We start from the raw sequence: 17,247 nt of genomic DNA on the forward strand, positions 1-17,247 counted from the left end.
TTCAGCGCCGATGGTACTGCATGCGGGAGCGTGTGGGAGAGTAGGACACCGCCGAACTTCTTTTAGAGATAGCCCTGTTGGCCACTGGCCGGCAGGGCTATTTTTTTATGCCCAAAAACAGGTCGGGCTCATGACGGCTCGGCGGCTGGTCTCTTCTCGTCACGCATCTACCCACGCGTAGCAGCGAGTTCTACGCTCAGCGTCCATGACTCAGGGTCGGCTGTCCCATGGCAGGGTGGCGTTGGCCATCGGCTTCTTCGTCCAGGGCGCGGTCTTCGCACTGCTGGTGACGCGTATCCCGGCGATCCAGGACCGCTACGGGGTATCCGACGCGCTGCTTCCGGTCTTCCTCGCCGCCGTTCCCGTACTGGCCGGCCTGGGGAGCGTGGCGGCCGAGCACTTGGTACAGCGGGTATTGCCGGGCGGAGTGCTGCGGTGGTCGCAGGTGGCCGTCTGTCTGGCACTTGTCGGGGTGAGCGGTGGGCGGGGGTTCCTCGGGATCGCCCTTGCGCTGGCGGCCTTCGGGCTGGCCGTGGGCATGCTGGACGCGTCGATGAACATGCTCGGCGTCAGCCTGCAACGGGCGTACGGCCGCAGCATCATGCTGAGTTTTCACGCGGCGTACAGCCTTGGCGGTATCGTCGGCGCCTCGCTCGCCTGGGCGGGCGCGCACTGGGAGCTGTCACTGGTGGTGCTGTACGGGCCAGTGGTGTCGGTGCTGCTGCCGTTGTCGCTGGTGGCCAGTCGTTGGTATGTGAACGAGCGCGGATCCGCGGGGGATCCGGGGCAGGGCGAGGGGCCGTCGGGTGGGCGGGCCGTCTCGGGGAGGCTGTTGCTGCCGCTCTGTCTGGTGATGGCGTTCGCCTACATCGGGGACTCGACGGTCTCCAACTGGAGCGCGAAGTACCTCCAGGACGTGCTGGGCAGTTCGGAGCAGCTGGCGACCGTGCCGTACAACGTCTACATGGTCACCACCCTGCTCGGCCGCACCGTCGGTGACCTGGGGGTGCGGCGGTTCGGGGCCGCTGCCGTCGTGCGGGCGGGGTCGGTGGGGGCGGCGCTGGGATTCGCCGTGGTCGCGCTCGCTCCCGGGGCGTGGGTCGGGATCGCCGGGTTCACGGTGCTCGGTCTGGGGCTGTGCGTGATCGTTCCGCAGACGTTCGCCGCCGCTGGACGACTGTTTCCGCACGCTTCCGATAGGGCCGTCGCTCGGCTGAACATCTTCAACTACGTGGGCTTCCTGGTGGGTTCGCCGCTCGTCGGGGCGCTGGGCGGCGCGTGGAGCTACCGGGGAGCGATGCTGGTGCCGATGGTTCTGGTGCTGGTGACACTCGGCTACGCCTCCACGTTCGAGGGGCGGGGCCGATACGGTGGCGGGCATGAGCGGGCGCGCGCAGTTGATGTGGGATGAGGACGTCACGGGCTATGACTTCGGCCCTGGTCATCCGATGGACCCGGTCCGGCTGGCGCTGACGCGGAGCCTGGTGGCAGCCCTGGAGGTGGACCGGGCGCCCGGGCTGGAGGTCGTCGCCGCGAAGGCGCTGGGGGACTCGTCGCTGCGTCTGGTGCACCACCCCGACTACCTCGACGCCGTGCGCGCGGCCTCCCTCGATCCGTCCTCCGCGCAGGAGCGCTACGGGCTGGGCACGGCCGACGATCCCGCGTTCGCCGGCATGCACGAGATCTCGGCGCTGATCGCCGGCCAGTCGGTGGGGGGCGCGGAGGCGCTGTGGCACGGCAAGGCGCTGCACGCGGTCAACTTCGCCGGCGGGCTGCATCACGCGATGCCGGGCTCGGCCTCCGGCTTCTGCATCTACAACGACCCCGCGCTCGCCATCGCCAGGCTGCTGGAGCTGGGTGCGGAGCGGGTCGCCTACGTCGATCTGGATGTGCATCACGGGGACGGTGTGCAGACGGTCTTCTGGGACGACCCCAGGGTTCTGACCATCTCCGTGCACGAGCATCCGAGCACGCTGTTCCCCGGTACCGGGTGGCCCGAGGAGCGCGGGGGCGAGAACGCCGAGGGCTCCGCCGTGAACGTCGCGGTGCCGCCGGGCACGGGGGACGAGGGCTGGCTGCGGGCGCTGCACGCCGTGGTGCCCGAACTGCTGGGCGCGTTCCGGCCGCAGGTGCTGGTCTCCCAGCACGGTGCCGACACGCACTTCGAGGATCCGCTGGCGCATCTCGCGGTGAGCGTCGATGCGCAGCGGCTGGCCGCCGAGTCCGCGCACGCGTGGGCGCACGAGCATGCCGAGGGCCGGTGGCTGGCGCTGGGCGGCGGTGGTTATGCCGTCGTGGATGTGGTGCCGCGCACGTGGACGCATCTGGTCGCCATCGCCGCGGGGGCTCCGGTGCCGAAGGAGACCGCGCTGCCGGAGGAGTGGCGGCAGGAGGTCTACGCGCGCACGCGCGGCACGACGGCGCCGTGGCGGATGACCGATGGGCGGGAGCCGCACTGGAGGGGCTGGGAGGAGGCCGGGTACGACCCGGCCGACCGGCTCGACCAGGCCGTACGGGCCACTCGCCGCTCGGTGTTCCCGGCGCACGGTCTGCTGCCATAGGGCGGTGGGGCGTCGGGGGCGGTGGGATCTTGGGGCGTTGGGGCGTTGGGGCGTTGGGGCGTTGGGGCGTTGTTGGGGTGTTGGAACGTTGGGGTGTTGGGAGCAGGCGTCGGCCGGGCTGTGCTGCCGGGCCGGGGCGGGGCGTGTGCCAAGGGGTGCTCCGGGCGCATGTGAAGGAGTCCTTCCGGAACTGCCCGGGTTGGTGGCGGCGGAGTGTGGGGTATCGGCAGTTCCGAAGAGCGTTGCCGGGATCACCGCACTGAATGAGCCGGGTGGATGCCGATTGCCGACCACCTTGCCGAACATCTGTGCAGGGCTGGCGTGTGTCGAATCGGGCGGACCCCGGGCACAGGCCCCCCTGGCTGACTCCTGGTCTTCTACGCCACATTGGCCCCACTCCTGTCGGCGGAAGGGGGCCTCTTCCTAGCATCACCGCAGGGGAGACGTATCGACATAGCGATCCCATTTGGGGTACGTCAGTGCGCCTTCTCCTACGTACGGGCGGTCGCGTCCCTCCGCAGAACCGGCGCTCGTCCAGGGGGCCGTACGCCCCGCGTGCACGTGCGCTCCCCTCGTCATGCGGGAGGCGGCGAAGATGCGGGGGCGAGGGGGAACCCCCTGTGTCCACGGGAGGTTGCCGAGGCGAGAAACGGTCTGCGTGCCAGGTCAGCCCCTCTTCGGCGCCACTGGGGGAGGGGGCCGCGCGGGACGATGTGCCGAGCGGGGAGCGGGAGTCGGGGGCAAGAGCCGACGACTCCAGGTGATGACGCTGCGCGGTGTGATTACTACCGCCCGCTTACTTGCTATGTACTCAATCGAGCGTGTCTGTCACGGTAGGAGGCCGGTCGCTGCTCCTCTTCCTCACTTGCATCACACGCCCCTAATCTGGGGAGGAGCGCACATGCGAGCTGGAGTCACCGGAGGGGAAGCCGGTGCCTGACATGTGCGGAAGGTTCAGGTGTGACATGGCTGCTAGTGAGAGGCCTCTGAATGAGGTCGTATTCCTGACCGTGGCGGAAGTCGCCGCGGTGATGCGAGTCTCCAAGATGACCGTGTACCGCTTGGTGCACAGCGGTCATCTGCCGGCGATCAGGGTAGGCCGGTCCTTCCGGGTGCCGGAGAAGGCTGTCCATGAGTACCTCCAGGAATCCTATGTGGGGGTGGAGAGCGCTTAGCCGGCATTGAGTGTGACCGGCTCCGCAGAGGGGAGCCCGGCCCTCGTTTCCGAGCATTACTCAGTGGCGGGTAGGCTGGCCTCATGTAGGTCGTGTGGGCTCGGACGCCCCGCACCGAGTGATTCGAAATGAGTTCTCCCCATGTCAGTGGGGATGATCCGTGAGCGAGGGTAGTCGTGGGCTCTGTCATCAAAAAGCGGCGTAAGCGGATGGCCAAGAAGAAGCACCGCAAGCTGCTGAAGCGGACGCGTGTGCAGCGTCGCAACAAGAAGTGAGCGAGCGCAGCGCACGCCACTGACCGCCGTCTTTCTCTCCGCCTCAGCGGAGAGAGGGGCGGCGGTTCTGCTGTGTGCCGACTGTGTGCGGGCCCTGTGCCGGTGGTCGGTGCGTGCTCTTCCGGCAATTGCCGGAGACGAGAGATGGCCCCCGGGCAGCCCGGCCCCCCGCACGTCCCGATCCCCCGGGCACCTCGGGCCAACCGGGGCACTCGGCGCCTCGTCCGTGGTCGCCCGGAGCGGGGGCTGCCCCGGAGCGGGATCGCCCGGGCGCGGGGCGCGGCGGCGCAGCCGATACGGTGGCACCGGAACCGTGCGTTCGAGCGTCTTCGCGCCCGGGCCGGCGCCAGGGGAGGGATCTTGGGAAAGGTCGTGCTCGTCACCGGTGTGGCCAGGTCGCTCGGCGGCCGTCTCGTCCGCCGCCTTCAGCGCGACCCCGACGTCGGCCGGGTGATCGCGGTGGACGCGGTGCCACCCGCGCACGAGCTGGACGGTGCCGAGTTCGTACCGGCCGACATCCGTCATCCCGCCATCGGCAAGGTGCTTGCCGAACATGCGGTCGACACGGTGGTGCACATGGATGTGCAGGGCACCCCACTGGCGCCGGGCGGCGGCAGCCGGGCCTCCGTCAAGGAGACCAACGTCATCGGCGCCATGCAGCTCCTCGGTGCCTGCCAGAAGGCGCCGTCCGTGAGCCGCCTGGTGATCAAGTCGACGACCAGTGTCTACGGTTCCGCGCCGCGCGATCCCGCCGTCTTCGACGAGACGACCCCGCCCAAGGCCCTGCCCAGCGGGGGCTTCGCCAAGGACGCCGTCGAAGTCGAGGGCTACGTACGGGGGTTCGCGCGGCGCCGCCCCGATGTGGCCGTCACCGTGCTGCGCTTCGCCCACATCCTGGGCCCGGCCGCCGAGTCGCCGCTCGCCGCGTACTTCGCGCTGCCCGTGCTGCCGACCGTGCTGGGCTACGACCCCAGGCTCCAGTTCGTACACGACGATGATGCCCTCGACGTGCTGTGCCTGGCGGCGGGCGGGCCCGCGAAGGGGGCGCTGACCGCGGGGACGTTCAACATCGCCGGTTCCGGGGTCCTGCTCCTCTCGCAGTGTGCGCGGCGGATCGGCAGGCCGACGGTGCCGATGCTGCTGCCCGCGATCCGCTGGAGCAGGAGCGCGCTGCGCTCGGTGGGCGCGACGGACTTCTCGCCGGAGCAGATCAGGCTGCTGACGCACGGGAGGGTCGTGTCCACCACGCGCGCCCGTGAGGTTTTCGGCTTCGTGCCACGCCGTACCACGGAGGAGACGCTGGAGGCTTTCGTCCAGGCGCGGGGGGCCGGGTGGCTGCCGCCAGGGGCGCTCGCCGCGGCCGTGGACCGGATAGCAGGGCTGCTGCCGGGCGGCGCGGCGGCGGGAGTGCGGGCCACCGACGGAGCCGAGCCGCAGGAGGAGGTGCGTCAGCATGGCTGACGCGAAGGTCATACCCTTCGACGACGACAGGGACCGCTCGCGCGGCGCGGGCACCGCGGGCGGGCGCTCCGGCCGGGCCAGGCCCCCGGTGCAGCCGGGCTCGGGCGCCGACGGCACGCAGGGGCGTCGGCGCAGGGGCGAACGGACGGCGCAGCGCCCGTCGCCCCTGGCCTCCGTACCGGGCGGGCAGAGCGCGGCCGAGGTGCCGCCGGGGGAAGCTCCCGGCCCCGGCGCCGCGCAGGACGGCTCTTCCGGAACCGGAGCACCGCAACCGGATGCCCCGCGAGAGGGCCCGGCGCCGTCGGACCCTCCGCGTACCGGCGTCCCGGGGCAGGGCGGCGCGGGGCAGGGCGGCGCGGAACCGCAGCGTCCGGACGGTCTTGAGGGCCTTGCCGAAGGGCTGCTCGACCGGATGCTCGGCAAGGACTGGGAGGCGCGCGCCTCACGCGGGCTCTCCTTCCTGCGGCGCAGGATCACCGGAGACTACGAGATCGACGACTTCGGCTACGACCAGGAGCTGACCGACCAGGTCCTGATGTCGGTGCTGCGCCCGCTCTACGAGAAGTACTTCCGCGTCGAGGTGAAGGGGATGGAGAACATCCCCTCCGAAGGTGCGGCGCTCGTGGTCTCCAACCACTCCGGGACGCTGCCCCTGGACGGCCTGATGCTCCAGGTCGCCGTGCACGACCACCATCCGGACGGCCGTCATCTGCGGCTGCTGGGCGCGGACTTGGTGTTCATGCTGCCGCTGGTGAACGAGTTGGCGCGCAAGGCGGGGCACACCCTGGCCTGTGCGGAGGACGCCCAGGCGCTGCTGGAGCGCGGCGAGGTGGTGGGGGTGATGCCGGAGGGCTTCAAGGGATTGGGAAAGCCCTTCGCCGACCGCTACAAGCTCCAGCGGTTCGGGCGCGGCGGCTTTGTCTCCACGGCCATGCGGGCCGGGGCGCCGATCGTGCCGTGTTCCATAGTGGGGGCCGAGGAGATCTACCCCATGATCGGCAACTCCCGGACGCTGGCACGGCTGTTCGGGTTCCCGTACTTTCCGATCACGCCGACCTTTCCGTGGCTCGGCGCGCTGGGAGCCGTACCGCTGCCGACGAAGTGGACCATCCAGTTCGGCGAGCCCATCCCCACCGACGGCTATGCGCCGGAGGCGGCCGAGGACCCGATGCTGATGTTCAATCTGACCGACCAGGTACGGGAAACGATTCAGCACACCCTCTACAAGCTTCTGGTGCGCAGGCAGTCGGTCTTCTTCTGAACTCGGCGGCAGCGGATCGGATCGCACTGGCGCGAAAGACGATGCGGTGGTGCGGCTTCCTCGCAGCCGCACCACCGCATCGCATTCCGTACTCCGCCGCCTGCTTGTTCCCCGCGGTCTACTTGCTGCCGTCATCCAGGCCGAGGCCGGGAAGGACCTCGGGGATGATGGGCGGCAGGGTCACCTCGGGCTTGATGCCGGGAGAGGTGGACCTGCCGGGGCTGGAGCCCGCGCCGGACTGGGAGGGCTTGTCCCCATATCTGCCGTCGGCCTGTGGCTCCTTGGACGGGTTCAGCAATTCGCCGCCCAGGAGACCCTCGCCCTCGTGCTGCGAGTCGGTCGGCGCCGGTTTCTCCTTGCCGCCGTCGCGCCGCCCGTCCATGCCGTCCGAAGAGGGCGGGCTGGGCTCCGTCGAGGGCTGCTCCTCGCCGGTGCGGTCGCTCGTGCTCTGACCGTGCTCGCGCGGCGTGGACTCGGGCTCGCGCGGGAAGAGCGCTCGGAGCGGGCCGACATCACTGTCTATGGCGTCGAAGACCGAGCTGACCTCATCGCCCACATCCCGCAGCTGAACCGGCAGTCGGCCGCGCAGATTCGTCCATCCGGTGCGGTGGCTCTTGGAGAACGTGGAGAGCGACTGCATCCGGCCGATGTCGCCGTCGCGGCGGTATGCCTCGCTCAGCAGCCGGTGGCCCTCCGAGGCGTCGTGCCGCACCCCGGCCAGCGCTCGGCGGACCTCACCGAGCGACTCGTGGTCCAGCGCCCCGGAACGGTCCCGCTCCATGAGGCGGCGGGCCTCGTGCAGCCGGGTCGAGGCGTGGTCGAGGAAGAGGGAGCCCCGGTCGGCGTCGTCTCCCGCCAGGTCGAGCTGGAGGTCCTCCATGCCGCGCTTGAGGCCGTAGAGGGAATCTCCCGGAAGGGCCTCCGTGCTCGCCGCTGCCGCTCCGCCGAGGGCGCCGGCGGCGACGCCGACGCTGAGTCCGCCGACCGCCAGGCCCTTGCCGAACCGGGACTTGGGACGCAGCTTGCCCAGCGGCCCCAGGCCCGGTGCCCGGTGGGCGCCCCTGCCGGGGCCGCGGGATGCCGCGCGGGCGTCGCGCTGCTCGGGGAAGTGCGCGCCCTCCGCCGCGGTCTCGCCCTTGGCGAAGGCCGCCTCCATGGCGGCGATCAGCTGGGCACGCTGGACGCTCTTGACCTCTGGGGCCAACTCGGGTCTGGGCAGCGCCTCCAGCCCGTTCGCCAGGGCCAGCAGCGACCGGTCGGCGCCGTCAGTGGTGCCGGAGCGGGCGCTGGTGTCGGTACCGGCGGCCTCGTCCGTACGGACAGCCTCGCCCGTACGGACGAGGCCGGTACGTGGGGTGCTGTCGGTGTAGTCGGTGCCGCCGCGGTGCGGGGGCGGCGGCCCCGGTGGAGCCCCGCCTTCTCCCGGGGAGCCTGGTGGAGCCTCGTAGGCCGCCGCGCCCTCGTCGCGCTCCTGATCATCCAGGGCCTGGGCGAAGGCGATTGCCCGTCGGCTCGTCGGCACGGATCCGATCACCGGCGGCACCTCCTCTCGTCGGACGGTCGACTCCCCACCTCATATGGAAGGTTGTGGCGTCGTGGGTGTCCACTCGAAGAGGAGTGAGCCCGGCTCTGCCACGGCTGCGGGGAGTCTGCAACCCCCACAACGAGCGGCACGCCAGTCGGGTTACGGAGGCACGATGATGTGACCGGGGTGCTCGACGGGACGCCGGGTGGCGGCGGCCCCGAGGTTCAGCGGGCGTCGTCGGGAAGGAGCCTGGCCAGGGTGCGGACGGCGCGGTACTGGAGGGTCTTGATGGCCCCCTCGTTCTTGCCCATGATCCGTGCCGTTTCGGCCACGGAGAGCCCCTGGAGAAATCGGAGCGTTACGCACTCCTGCTGTTGGGGGTTGAGCTTACGTACGGCCTCCAGCAGGGCGGCGTTGGAGAGCGATTCGAGAACCGAGTCCTCCGGGCTGCGCTCGACCTCATTGGCGTCGAGCATCTCGCCGGTGGTCACTTCGAGGCGGAAGCGGCTCGACTTGAAGTGATCGGCGACGAGGTTCCGGGCGATGGTCACGAGCCAGGCCCCGAAGTCGCGGCCCTGCCAGGTGAAGGTGCCGATGCGGCGCAGGGCGCGGAGAAAGGTCTCGCTGGTCAGGTCCTCGGCGGTCGCCCGGCCGCCGACGCGGTAGTAGATGTAGCGGTAGACGGTGTCGCTGTACTGGTCGTACAGGCGGCCGAATGCCTCGGCTTCGCCGTCCTGGGCCCTCTCGACGAGGTCCATCATGCGGCAGCTGTCGGTGTCCGAGGCCGCGGGGCGCCGGGTGGCCGTACCGGAGCCACGTGTGCGTCTGCCGCTCGTTGTGGAGGTGCGGGAGGCCGTTATGGCGGAGGGGCTGGCGGAAGGGGATGTGGGGGATGCGGGGGATGTGGGGGACGACGGGGATGAGGCGGATGCGGGGGACGAAGCGGTTGTTGCGCCGGCGGCTCGGCTGGCGAAGGCGTAGCGGGGGCCGGCGGGGACAGGTGCGACTCCTGCGGGGACAGGTGCTGGTGCGGCGAATGCGGGGACGGCGTACGCGGTGGGGACGAATGCACGCAGTTGGTCGATGACTGTCGTGCGCAGCGTAGCCAGGCCCGAGGCGTCAACCCCGACGTGTGGGTACACGGGACTCCCAGAGGCAGAGCTTCCATCACGTGCAGTGCGGGACCGTTCGCCCGGCGTAAGGACGTATGGGTACCGAATTGCGTCTGAGGAGAATAACGCTTCGTACAGGCAGCGCTACACCTAGTTGTCAAAATCGTCGATTCGGTTTGGTCTGTTACGAAATGGAGTCGCACCTGGTAGAGGTCTGGAAGCGGGATTTGATCGCTTCGGTGACGGGATCTGTCAGCCGGGTGACGTGTTGTGGCCGAGCGGGGCGGCGGGGACTGCCCGGCGAGGGGGCCGGGTAAGACTGCTCAATTGGCCACCGGGCAGGGCGTGCGCGCAGGCCGCGACGTGCCCCGCGGGGAGGGCGGGAGCCCTTGTGAGCGGCCTATCGGCGGCGGCGCTGCACGGCCAGCGCGGCAGCCGCGCCGCCTGCCAGCGCGCCGACACCGGCGGCGGCCGGAATGCCCACCTTGGCCGCTTTGCGGCCCGTGCGGTAGTCGCGCAGCCGCCAGCCCATTTCGCGAGCGTGTGCGCGAAGCCTGCTGTCAGGATTGATCGCATACGGATAGCCGACCAGTGACAGCATCGGGATGTCGTTCGCCGAATCGCTGTACGCGGCGCAGCGGTCCAGTTCGAGCCCTTCCGCGGCGGCCAGCGCGCGTACCGCCTCCGCCTTGGCCGGGCCGTGCAGCGGCTCTCCGACCAGGCGGCCGGTGTAGATGCCGCCGACCGACTCGGCGACCGTGCCGAGCGCTCCGGTGAGGCCGAGGCGGCGGGCGATGATCGTCGCGGTCTCCACGGGGGCTGCCGTCACCAGCCAGACCTTCTGACCCGCGTCCAGGTGTGCCTGCGCGAGGGCGCGGGTCCCCGGCCAGATGCGGCCCGCCATGTACTCGTCGTAGATCTCCTCGCCGATCGCCATCAGCTCGTGGACGCGGTGGCCCTTCACGATGGACAGGGCGCTGTCGCGGGCGTCCTGCATGTGCTCGGCGTTCTCGGCGCCCGCGAGCCGGAAGTACGCCTGCTGCCAGGCGAAACGGGTCAGCTCGCGCTTGCGGAAGAACTTGCGTTTGTACAGGCCCTTGCCGAAGTGGAAGAGGGCCGCGCCCTGCATGACCGTGTTGTCCAGGTCGAAGAAGGCGGCGGCGTGCGCGTCCCCGACGACGGGGAACTCCTGCTCCTCCCCGCCCTCGCCCTCCGCGCCGGCCCGCGCCGCCAGCTCCCGCTCCTGCTTGCGCGCCGCCTCCGCGGCGGCCTCGCCGGCGAGCACGCTGCGCGCGGTGGCGGAGCGCTTGCGAGGGGTGAGCCATGCGGGAAGGGCCATGTTGCGAGCATAGCCAGTTTGTTCGGTCTCGCCGTTACGGGCAGGTGGCCGCGGGTGCGGGGGTTGCCCCCCGGGGTTGCAGCGTGAGGTCTCGCCGTTACGGGCGGGTGCCGGGGGTGTGGTGGGGGGTGAACTCCGGGCCGGGGGCGGGGCGGGCTGGAGAATGGGGGGATGAAGACCGTGACTCTTATCGGGAAGCCCGGGTGCCACCTGTGCGAGGTGGCCCGGGATGTTGTCGTCCGGGTGTGTGAGGAGACAGGGGCCGCCTGGGAGGAGAAGGACATCAACCAGGATCCGGAGCTGTACCGGCTGTACTGGGAGCAGATCCCCGTCGTGCTGGTGGACGGGGAGCAGCACGACTTCTGGCGGGTGGATCCGGACAGGCTGCGGGGGGCGCTCATGGCGTGAAAGGGCGCTGTCCGGGGCGCTGAGCGCGGGGTCCTCAAGTGGGACGGTGGTCGGGATTCGAGTTTGTTTCGATTATCGTTGAGGGCGTTTTGCCGTCCAGGAGCGTATACGTGAGGAGTGTGACCGCGTGTCCGCGTTGGTACGTGTGGCGCCGGTCACGTTGGCCGGACAAAGCGGACACCATCTTTGTGCACGCGTTCACAAAGGCATAGCCTGGATGAGACGGAGCGGTCCGGGAGGGTGCCTCACATATGGCCGCTCACCGCTTCGCGCATACGGCAGGAGCACCGTGGCAACTGGCCGAAATCATCGACCGGCGACAAGTCGCAGCCGAGGAATTCCCGAGGCTACCGTCGCCCGTCTTCCGCTGTATCTGCGGGCGCTCACCGCTCTTTCCGAGCGGTCCGTGCCCACGGTGTCCTCGGAAGAGCTGGCCGCCGCGGCGGGGGTCAATTCGGCCAAGCTGCGCAAGGATTTCTCCTACCTCGGCTCCTACGGCACCCGCGGTGTCGGCTACGACGTCGAGTACCTCGTCTACCAGATCTCCCGCGAGCTGGGGCTCACCCAGGACTGGCCCGTGGTGATCGTCGGTATCGGTAACCTCGGCGCCGCACTCGCGAATTACGGGGGTTTCGCCTCCCGCGGGTTCCGGGTCGCCGCGCTGATCGACGCGGACCCGGGGCTGTCCGGAAAGCCCGTGGCGGGAATTCCCGTCCAGCACACCGACGAGCTGGAAGCGATCATTTCGGACAACGGGGTGTCCATCGGCGTGATCGCCACCCCCGCGGGCGCCGCCCAGCAGGTGTGCGACCGGCTGGTGGCCGCCGGGATCACTTCCATCCTCAACTTCGCACCGACCGTGCTGTCCGTCCCCGAAGGGGTCGATGTGCGCAAGGTCGACCTGTCGATAGAACTGCAGATCCTCGCCTTTCATGAGCAGCGCAAGGCGGGGGAGGAGCCGCAGGGCGAGACGGAGACCGCGCCGCCCGCGGCCCCGCCCGCGGTGGCCGTCACCAAGCGGCCCGAGGCCGGACCTGACGGGGATCTGCCCGCCGTGATGCCGGCATGAGCCTGCTCGTGGTCGGTCTGAGTCACCAGAGCGCGCCGGTGAGCGTGCTGGAGCGCGCGGCGCTGGAGCCGCAGGCGCGGGGCAAGTTGCTGCAGGACACGGTGAGCGCCGAGCCGGCGGCGGAGGCCGCGGTGCTCTCGACCTGCAACCGGGTCGAACTGTACGCGGATGTGGACAAGTTCCACGCGGGTGTCGCCGAGCTGTCCACGCTGCTGGCGCAGCACAGCGGAGTGGATCTGGAGGAGCTGACCCCGTACCTGTACGTGCACTACGAGGACCGGGCCGTGCACCACCTGTTCTCGGTGGCGTGCGGGATGGATTCGATGGTCGTGGGCGAGGGCCAGATCCTCGGCCAGATCAAGGACGCGCTCGCCGTCGCGCAGGAGCAGCACACCGCGGGGCGGCTGCTGAACGACCTGTTCCAGCAGGCGCTCCGGGTGGGCAAGCGGGCGCACTCGGAGACCGGGATCGACAAGGCCGGTCAGTCGCTGGTCACCTTCGGTCTGGAGCAGCTCGCCGGCGGTGCGCCCGTGAACGAATGGGCGCACGGGAAGCGGGTGTTGGTGATCGGCGCCGGTTCCATGTCGTCACTCGCCGCCACGACGCTCGCGCGGGCCGGTGTCGCCGAACTGGTGATCGTCAACCGGACCTTGGCCAGGGCGGAACGGCTGGCCACGGCGCTCGCCGAGGAGCGCGGGAGCGGGTTCGCAGCCCGGGCCCTGCCCATCGAGCGGGTCGGCGCCGAGCTGGACGCCGCCGATGTCGTCGTCTCCTGCACCGGCGCGACCGGGCTCGTGCTGACGGTCGAGGCCGTCGAGGCCGCCCTGCGCGGCCGGTCGAGCACGCTCGCCGCGCTCGACCTGGCCATGCCCCGCGACATCGACATCGCCGTGCACCGGCTCGACCGGGTACGGCTGGTGGACATCGAGTCGCTGGCCGAGGCAGAGGCCGACGCCCCCATGGCCGGGGACGTGGACGCGGTGCGGGGGATCGTCGCGGCGGAAGTCGCCGCGTTCGGTGCCGCGCAGCGTGCCGCCACCATCACGCCGACCGTGGTCGCCCTGCGCACCATGGCCGCCGATGTCGTCGCCGGTGAAATGGCCCGCCTGGAGGGTCGGCTGCACGGGATGGACGACAAACAGCGCGCGGAGATCACGCAGACCGTGCGCCGTGTTGTGGACAAGCTGCTGCACGCGCCGACGGTGCGCGTCAAGCAGCTCGCGGGCGAGCCCGGCGGTGCCGGGTACGCGGACGCGCTGCGTGAACTCTTCGACCTCGACCCGCAGGCGGTCGCCGCTGTCAGCAATCCGGAACAGGAGCGGCAATGAACTCCGAAGCCACAGCCAGGGCCAACGGCCCGACTCTCAGGCTGGGCACCCGCCGCAGCAAGCTCGCGATGGCCCAGTCGGGGCTGGTCGCCGAGGAGGTACGCCGACTCACGGGCAGGCCCGTCGAGCTGGTGGAGATCACCACATACGGTGACACCAGCAAGGAGCAGCTCGCCCAGATCGGCGGCACCGGGGTGTTCGTCAACGCCCTGCGGGAGGCTCTCACCAGCGGCGAGATCGACTTCGCCGTGCACTCGCTGAAGGACCTGCCCACCACGCAGCCGGCGGACTGCACGCTGGCGGCGGTGCCGCCGCGTGCGGATCCCCGCGATGTGCTGGTGGGGCGCGACGGACTGGGCTTCGCGGCGCTGATCGCGGCGGCCGGGTCCGGCACGGCGCGCATCGGCACCGGCTCGCCCCGCCGCATGGCCCAGCTGCATGCCTGGGCGCGGTCGCGGGGGGTCGAGATCGAGACCGTCCCGATCCGGGGGAATATCGACACGCGTATCGGGTACGTGCGCTCAGGCGACCTCGACGCAGTCGTGCTCGCCGCCGCCGGGCTCCAGCGCATCGGCCGCCTCAAGGAGGAGGCCGCCGAGCTGATCTCGCCGGACGCTGTTCTGCCCGCCCCTGGCCAGGGGGCACTGGCCGTCGAGTGCGCGACGTCCAACGCGCACCTGGCCGCACAGCTCGCGGAGCTGGACGACCCGTACACCCGGGCCGCCGTCACCGCCGAGCGAACCCTGCTCGCCGCCTTGGAGGCCGGCTGCAGCGCACCTGTGGGCGCGCTGGCCGACCTGCTTGTCGAGGGGCAGGCAGTCACCGAAATGCGCCTGCGCGGTGTCGTCGGAACCACCGATGGCCAGACGCTGGTGCAGTTGTCCACCACCGGTCCCGTACCGGCGTCCGACGGCGAGATCGATGTCCAGCAGCTCCCGCAGCGCATGGGCCGCGAACTCGCCGACGAGATGCTCGCCAAGGGCGCGGCCGGTCTGATGGGGGAGCGAGCACTTTGAGCCCCACCGCCGCCGACAAGTCGCGCGCCGACAAGTCGAGCACCGCACAGCACTCGCCAGTCGCGAGACAGCACCTGCACGGTGCACACGGGCACGTCACCTTCCTGGGTGCCGGGCCCGGAGACCCGGGTCTGCTGACCTTGCGCGCCGTGGAGGCGCTGGCGCAGGCCGAGGTGCTTGTGGCCGACCCGCGCGTCCATGACGTCGTCCGCCCCCACGCCCGCGCAGGGGTGGACACACCGCTTCGGCCGCGAGCGGACGGGGCATCAACTGCCCCTGCCGCAGCGGGCGATGCGGGTATCGACCCGGGCGAGTCTGCCATAGCCGCCGCACGTGCCGGCAGGCGGGTCGTGCGTGCGGTAGCGGGTGACCCCGGACTGGATTCGGACGCCGCCCGCGAGATGCTCGCACTGGTCGCCGAGGGCATTCCGTTCGAGATCGTGCCCGGCGTCGCGGCTGCCGTCGGCGTACCCGCCTACGCGGGGGTGCCGCTGAGGGACGCGCAGGGCACCGACGTCCGCTTCGTGGACGCGCGTACCGCCGACGACAGATGCTGGACCGAACTGGGCGCGAGCGATGCGACCGTCGTCGTGTCCACCACGCTGGAGACGGTCGGCGCCGCCGCCGGTGAGCTGGTGTCCGCCGGGCGCAAGCCCGACACCCCGCTGACCGTCACGCTCGCCGGGACGACCACCCGGCAGCGCACCTTCACCGCGACGCTCGGCAGCATCGCGCAGACCCTCAAGCAGGCCAAGGTGCTGCCCTCGGCGGATGGCGGGCAGCCCGTCATAGCCGTGGTCGGGGAGCGCAGTGCCGCGGCCCAGCGCGATCAGCTGGCCTGGTTCGAGTCCAAGCCGCTGTTCGGCTGGCAGGTCCTGGTGCCGCGCACCAAGGAACAGGCGGCCTCCCTCTCCGACCAGCTCCGCTCCTACGGCGCCGTCCCGGCCGAGGTGCCGACCATCGCCGTCGAACCGCCGCGTACCCCGCAGCAGATGGAGCGCGCGGTCAAGGGCCTGGTGACGGGCCGCTACGAGTGGATCGCCTTCACCTCCGTCAACGCAGTCAAGGCGGTGCGGGAGAAGTTCGAGGAGTACGGGCTCGACGCACGGGCCTTCGCCGGGATCAAGGTCGCCGCCGTCGGCGAGCAGACCGCGCGCTCGCTGGTCGAGTTCGGCGTCAAGCCGGACCTGGTGCCCAGCGGCGAGCAGTCGGCCGCGGGGCTGCTGGAGGACTGGCCGCCCTACGACCCGGTGTTCGACCCGATCGACCGGGTCTTCCTGCCGCGCGCCGACATCGCCACCGAGACGCTGGTGGCCGGCCTCATCGAGCTGGGCTGGGAGGTGGACGATGTGACCGCCTACCGCACGGTGCGCGCCTCGCCGCCGCCCGCGGAGACCCGCGAGGCCATCAAGGGTGGCGGATTCGACGCGGTGCTGTTCACCTCGTCCAGTACGGTCCGCAATCTGGTCGGCATCGCGGGCAAGCCGCACAACGTCACGATCATCGCCTGTATCGGGCCGGCCACCGCCAAGACGGCCGAGGAGCACGGGCTGCGGGTGGACGTCATGTCTCCCGAGCCGTCCGTGCACAAGCTGGCCGAGGCCCTCGCGGACTTCGGCGCCGAGCGCAGGAACGAGGCCGTCGAGGCCGGGGAGAACGTGAAGCGGCCGAGCGAGAAGCGCCCGGCCCGGAGAAGGGCACGCTCGTGAACGAGAACACAAGCGCCGGCGGATTTCCGGTGGTGCGGCCCCGGCGGCTGCGCACGACCCCGGCGATGCGGCGCCTGGTCGCCGAGAACCGGGTGCACGCCGCCGACCTGATCCTGCCCGCCTTCGTGCGGGAGGGCGTCGGCGAGCCGGTGCCGATCGCCTCGATGCCCGGGGTGATGCAGCACTCGCGCGAGTCGCTGAAGAAGGCCGCGGCCGAGGCGGTCTCGCTGGGCCTGGGCGGGCTGATGATCTACGGCGTCCCGGAGGACGCGAAGAAGGACGCGGAGGGGACGGCCGGCACCGACCCGGACGGCATCCTCCAAGTCGCGCTGCGGGACGTGCGCGCCGAGGTCGGCGACGACCTGGTGATCATGTCCGACCTGTGCCTGGACGAGTTCACCGACCACGGCCACTGCGGCGTCCTGGACGCCCGGGGCCGGGTGGACAACGACGCGACGCTGGAGCGGTACGCGCAGATGGCGCTCGCGCAGGCCGAGGCAGGGGCGCACGTGCTGGGGCCCAGCGGGATGATGGACGGGCAGGTCGGCCACGTCCGTCGCGCGCTGGACGAGGCCGGGTTCACCGACGTGACGGTCTTCGCCTACACCGCGAAGTACTCCTCCGCCTTCTACGGCCCCTTCCGCGAGGCGGTGGCCTCCTCGCTCAAGGGCGACCGGAAGACCTACCAGCAGGATCCGGCCAACGCGCGCGAGGCGCTGCGGGAGCTGGAGCTGGATGTGGCCGAGGGCGCCGACATGGTGATGGTCAAGCCCGGAATGCCCTACCTGGACGTGCTGCGGGACGTCGCGGAGAGCGCGCGGGTGCCGGTGGGCTCGTACCAGATCTCCGGCGAGTACTCGATGATCGAGAACGCCGCCGCGGCCGGGCTCATCGACCGGGACGCCGCGATTGTGGAGACCCTCACGGGGTTCAAGCGGGCCGGGGCGTCCATGGTGCTCACGTATTGGGCGGCGGAGGCGGCGGGCCGGTTGTTGGCCTGAGCTTCCC

15 protein-coding genes are annotated in these 17,247 nt (G+C 70.8%); 12 read left to right on the forward strand and 3 right to left on the reverse strand.

What is annotated here, in order from left to right; all coding sequences use genetic code 11:
• Positions 1-205: 205 nt before the first annotated feature.
• The 6 genes from ABD339_RS20970 to ABD339_RS20995 all read left to right on the forward strand — a co-directional run bounded on the left by ABD339_RS20970 (position 206) and on the right by ABD339_RS20995 (position 6,733).
• Entirely contained in the window at positions 206-1,411 is a 1,206-nt protein-coding gene (locus tag ABD339_RS20970) for an MFS transporter (protein WP_344567945.1), read from the forward strand.
• Complete coding sequence (locus ABD339_RS20975) at positions 1,380-2,561, forward strand: acetoin utilization protein AcuC (RefSeq protein ID WP_344567946.1); 1,182 nt, start codon at positions 1,380-1,382, stop codon at positions 2,559-2,561. The genes ABD339_RS20970 and ABD339_RS20975 overlap by 32 nt, the downstream gene beginning before the upstream one ends.
• Positions 2,562-3,526: 965 nt before the next feature.
• Complete coding sequence (locus tag ABD339_RS20980) at positions 3,527-3,736, forward strand: helix-turn-helix domain-containing protein (protein ID WP_326688750.1); 210 nt, start codon at positions 3,527-3,529, stop codon at positions 3,734-3,736.
• A gap of 176 nt (positions 3,737-3,912) precedes the next feature.
• The gene (locus ABD339_RS20985) at positions 3,913-4,011 is read left to right on the forward strand and encodes a 30S ribosomal protein bS22 (protein ID WP_003948845.1); all 99 of its coding nucleotides are present in this window, start codon (positions 3,913-3,915) and stop codon (positions 4,009-4,011) included.
• A 360-nt stretch (positions 4,012-4,371) separates the two neighbouring features.
• Complete coding sequence (locus ABD339_RS20990; RefSeq protein ID WP_344567947.1) at positions 4,372-5,472, forward strand: NAD-dependent epimerase/dehydratase family protein; 1,101 nt, start codon at positions 4,372-4,374, stop codon at positions 5,470-5,472.
• Positions 5,465-6,733 carry a lysophospholipid acyltransferase family protein gene (locus ABD339_RS20995; RefSeq protein WP_344567948.1) on the forward strand — a complete coding sequence of 423 codons (1,269 nt, stop codon included), beginning with the start codon at positions 5,465-5,467 and terminating at the stop codon, positions 6,731-6,733. The genes ABD339_RS20990 and ABD339_RS20995 overlap by 8 nt, the downstream gene beginning before the upstream one ends.
• A gap of 118 nt (positions 6,734-6,851) precedes the next feature.
• On the opposite strand, the gene ABD339_RS21000 is transcribed toward ABD339_RS20995, so the two are convergent.
• The 3 genes from ABD339_RS21000 to ABD339_RS21010 all read right to left on the reverse strand — a co-directional run bounded on the left by ABD339_RS21000 (position 6,852) and on the right by ABD339_RS21010 (position 10,709).
• The gene (locus ABD339_RS21000) at positions 6,852-8,267 is read right to left on the reverse strand and encodes a DUF5667 domain-containing protein (protein WP_344567949.1); all 1,416 of its coding nucleotides are present in this window, start codon (positions 8,265-8,267) and stop codon (positions 6,852-6,854) included.
• A gap of 215 nt (positions 8,268-8,482) precedes the next feature.
• Positions 8,483-9,400 (reverse strand): ECF subfamily RNA polymerase sigma factor, BldN family, encoded by a 918-nt coding sequence (locus ABD339_RS21005; protein ID WP_344567950.1) that lies wholly within the window; start codon positions 9,398-9,400, stop codon positions 8,483-8,485.
• Between the two features lie 370 nt (positions 9,401-9,770).
• Positions 9,771-10,709: an HAD family hydrolase gene (locus tag ABD339_RS21010; protein ID WP_344567951.1), complete on the reverse strand. Its 939-nt coding sequence runs from the start codon at positions 10,707-10,709 to the stop codon at positions 9,771-9,773.
• A gap of 171 nt (positions 10,710-10,880) precedes the next feature.
• Here ABD339_RS21010 and ABD339_RS21015 point away from each other — a divergent pair, with 171 nt between their 5' ends.
• The 6 genes from ABD339_RS21015 (at position 10,881) to hemB (ending at position 17,240) form a co-directional block, all read left to right on the forward strand.
• Positions 10,881-11,117, forward strand: a complete 237-nt coding sequence (locus ABD339_RS21015; RefSeq protein ID WP_344567952.1) for a glutaredoxin family protein — start codon at positions 10,881-10,883, stop codon at positions 11,115-11,117.
• Positions 11,118-11,406: 289 nt separating this feature from the next.
• Positions 11,407-12,186, forward strand: coding sequence for a redox-sensing transcriptional repressor Rex (locus ABD339_RS21020; protein ID WP_344567953.1), 780 nt, complete (start codon positions 11,407-11,409; stop codon positions 12,184-12,186).
• Positions 12,183-13,514 carry a glutamyl-tRNA reductase gene (locus ABD339_RS21025; RefSeq protein ID WP_344567954.1) on the forward strand — a complete coding sequence of 444 codons (1,332 nt, stop codon included), beginning with the start codon at positions 12,183-12,185 and terminating at the stop codon, positions 13,512-13,514. The genes ABD339_RS21020 and ABD339_RS21025 overlap by 4 nt, the downstream gene beginning before the upstream one ends.
• Positions 13,511-14,530, forward strand: a complete 1,020-nt coding sequence (gene hemC, locus ABD339_RS21030) for a hydroxymethylbilane synthase (RefSeq protein ID WP_344567955.1) — start codon at positions 13,511-13,513, stop codon at positions 14,528-14,530. The genes ABD339_RS21025 and hemC overlap by 4 nt, the downstream gene beginning before the upstream one ends.
• A gap of 74 nt (positions 14,531-14,604) precedes the next feature.
• Entirely contained in the window at positions 14,605-16,239 is a 1,635-nt protein-coding gene (locus ABD339_RS21035; RefSeq protein ID WP_344568107.1) for a bifunctional uroporphyrinogen-III C-methyltransferase/uroporphyrinogen-III synthase, read from the forward strand.
• A complete protein-coding gene (hemB, locus tag ABD339_RS21040; RefSeq protein WP_344567956.1) occupies positions 16,236-17,240 on the forward strand; it encodes a porphobilinogen synthase in 1,005 nt (334 codons plus the stop codon). Before ABD339_RS21035 ends, hemB begins: the two co-directional genes overlap by 4 nt.
• The last annotated feature ends 7 nt before the right edge of the window (positions 17,241-17,247 follow it).

It is taken from the genome of Streptomyces axinellae (assembly GCF_039532135.1).
Taxonomy (GTDB): Bacteria; Actinomycetota; Actinomycetes; order Streptomycetales; family Streptomycetaceae; genus Streptomyces; species Streptomyces axinellae.

Excerpts from the sequence above, each read along its gene's own strand:
- ABD339_RS20970 (WP_344567945.1), top strand. The coding sequence starts at position 206 with ATGACTCAGGGTCGGCTGTCCCATGGCAGGGTGGCGTTGGCCATCGGC.
- ABD339_RS20975 (WP_344567946.1), top strand. The coding sequence starts at position 1,380 with ATGAGCGGGCGCGCGCAGTTGATGTGGGATGAGGACGTCACGGGCTAT.
- ABD339_RS20980 (WP_326688750.1), top strand. The coding sequence starts at position 3,527 with ATGGCTGCTAGTGAGAGGCCTCTGAATGAGGTCGTATTCCTGACCGTG.
- ABD339_RS20995 (WP_344567948.1), top strand. The coding sequence starts at position 5,465 with ATGGCTGACGCGAAGGTCATACCCTTCGACGACGACAGGGACCGCTCG.
- ABD339_RS21010 (WP_344567951.1), bottom strand. The coding sequence starts at position 10,709 with ATGGCCCTTCCCGCATGGCTCACCCCTCGCAAGCGCTCCGCCACCGCG.
- ABD339_RS21015 (WP_344567952.1), top strand. The coding sequence starts at position 10,881 with ATGAAGACCGTGACTCTTATCGGGAAGCCCGGGTGCCACCTGTGCGAG.
- ABD339_RS21025 (WP_344567954.1), top strand. The coding sequence starts at position 12,183 with ATGAGCCTGCTCGTGGTCGGTCTGAGTCACCAGAGCGCGCCGGTGAGC.
- hemC (WP_344567955.1), top strand. The coding sequence starts at position 13,511 with ATGAACTCCGAAGCCACAGCCAGGGCCAACGGCCCGACTCTCAGGCTG.